Genomic DNA, 2,657 nt, shown 5'->3' on the forward strand with positions numbered 1-2,657 from the left:
CGCCCCCGGCGGCCGCCGCCTCGCACCCACCGCCGCCCGCTCCGAGACACTGCTGCGCTGGCTGCACCGACGCACCGGAGAAGGACTCACCGCCGCCGACGGCGACCGCAGGGAAGAACGCGCCCTGCTCCTCGCCGTCACCGTCGCCGCCCTCGCCTGCACCCAGCCCCGCGACGCCGTCGAGACCGCCGTCGACCGCTGCCTCACCCGCACCGGAACCGACACCGACGACGGCCAGAGCGTCGTCAACCGGCTCGTCGCCCTCGGCTGGCTGCTCCCCACCACCGACCTGCCGGACTCGGTGGAACTCATGCACGACATCGTCGCGGAGGCGTTCCTCCAGCAGACCTGCCTGCCCAGCGCCGTCGCCCTGCACGCCGCCTCACTGACCCAGCTCCTCGACGTCTTCCTCGGCGACCTCCCCTCCTTCCGCCGCGCCGTCGAACACATCGGCCGCTGGGCCAAGGAGCTCGAACCCGGCCGGCAGCGCGAACTCGTGCGCGCCTGCGCCACCTGGACCGCCGACCGCGCACCCGCCCTGGTCGACATGCTCGTCACCGACCCCCAGGACGGCATGCGCGCCCTGACCGCCATGGTCTCCGACATCCCCTGGCGCCACGGCGTCATCGACACCTGGGACACCGTCGTCACCCCCTGGATGGACCGCGCCGGCGACCCCGCCCTCGTCCGCACCTTCCTCACCGACGCCGTCCGCAACACCCGCCGGCCCCCCGAGAACCTCCTCGACTGCGCCCTCGCCTGGCTCGACCGCCACATCACCACCGCACCGGCCGCCCTCGCCCTCGTCAACGTCCTCGCCCGCGTCCCCGAGTTCCCCGAGGACCGCCGCGCCGACCTCGACCGGCTCACCCTCACCTGGCTCGCCACCCACGGCGACACCCCCGAGGCCCGCGACGCCCTGCGCGCCCTCCTTCAGCACGACGGCCACAGCCCCACCGTCCTGGCCGCCGCCCGGCGCACCGCCATCGCCCTCGCTCACCGCCTGCGCGACGACCTCGGCACCGGCGAACTCCTCACCGTCCTCACCCACACCACCGGCGCCGGCACCGAGGGCTGGCCCGTCCTCACCGAGTCCCTCCACGACTGGCTGCGCCGCCACACCACCCGCGAACGTGCCGTATCCCTCTACGTCGCCGCCCTGAGCCACGCGAGCCTGCCCGCCAGCAAGGCCGAACACCTCGCCAAGCTCGCCATCCGCTGGCTCGGCGGACACGCCCGAAAGTCCGTCGCCGGACGCCTCCTGACCATCCTCCTGGACCGCCCCGGCATCCCCGCCCGCCAGGTCACCGAGGCCACCCACCACGCCCACACCTGGCTCCAGGACCACGGCACCCGCAAAGGCGCCTCCTTCGTCCTCGCCCGGCTCCTCAACCACGCCCGCACCGGCATCCCCGTCGCCCCCGGCCAGACCCTCGCCCACACCCTGACCTGGCTCGACCGCTACGCCGCCCACACCACCGCCGACTACGTCCTGCGCCTCGCCCTGCGCGTACCGGCCAACGCCACCGCCGAACTGACCGCCGACACGGTCGCCGACCGCATCTTCGACCACGCCCTGACCTGGCTCGACCGGCACGGCGCCGGCTCCGCCGACACCCAGGTCCTCGTCTACCTCCTCGGCCGCGCCCCCGAACTGACGGAACAGCAGCTCGACCGCGCCACCACCATGGCCCTGCGCCGCCTCCAGCGCCCCCAGCCCCCCGAACCCAGCGACCGCTACCTGCTCCAGCACCTCCTCAAACGCGAGGAGCAGTCCCCCGACACCGAGGAACTGCTCCACACCGCCGCCCTGACCTGGCTCGACCTCCACGGGGAGGGGCCCGAAGCAGCCTACGTACTGCCCTCGCTCATGGGCCGCGCCCGCGCCCAGGACCGCCCCGACCACCTCGCCGAGGCCGTCGAACGCGTCCTGGACTGGCTCGAGACCCACCACACCGCCGACACCGCCGGCCGTGTGCTGCGCGTCCTGCTCATGTGCCAGGACGTCGCCACCGCCACCCGCGACGCCGCGACCGTCGCCCAGCAGTCCTTCGAGCACACCCTCGCCTGGTACGACGCCCAGGAGGTCCCCGAGGACACCGACGACCTCGCCCACCTGCTCAAACCCCTGCACAGCATCGCCCCCCGCGCCGGTGAACTCACCCCCGCACAGGCCGAGCGCGCCGCCCGCCACGTCATCGCCTGCTACCGCGGCCAGCACCGCGGACCCGACACCGAGGAATGGCGCTACGCCCTCGACGGCGCCCTGAAATTCCCCCCGCTGGAACCCGACACCGAGACCGCGCTCGTCCGCACCGCGAAGAAATGGCTCGGCCACCGCCACGACCAGCTCGCCGTCACCGACACCTTCACCCTCGCCCCCCTGCTCAGCAGGGTCCGCGAGGCCCCCGAACCCGACGGCGCCATCCTCCGCCTCACCCTCGGCTGGCTCAGACGCTTCGGCCGCACCCCCGAGGCCACCTTCCTCCTGCACCACCTGCTGAAGACGACGGCCCTGCCCCGCGACGCCCTCGACACCGCCCTCGGCCACGCCGTGATCTGGCTGCGCGCCCACGGCACCCGCCCCGGCGCCTCCTACATCATCGCGCCCGTTCTCACCCACCTGACCGAACGCGGCGGCCCCGACCGGGGCGCCG

1 protein-coding gene is annotated in these 2,657 nt (G+C 74.1%); it reads left to right on the forward strand.

The annotated features are described in order from the left end of the window. A partial coding sequence (locus tag CCN33_RS32365) for a hypothetical protein (RefSeq protein WP_167387979.1) occupies positions 1-2,657 on the forward strand: 2,657 nt, incomplete at both ends.

Source organism: Streptomyces recifensis (assembly GCF_002154615.1).
Classification (GTDB): domain Bacteria; phylum Actinomycetota; class Actinomycetes; order Streptomycetales; family Streptomycetaceae; genus Streptomyces; species Streptomyces griseoluteus.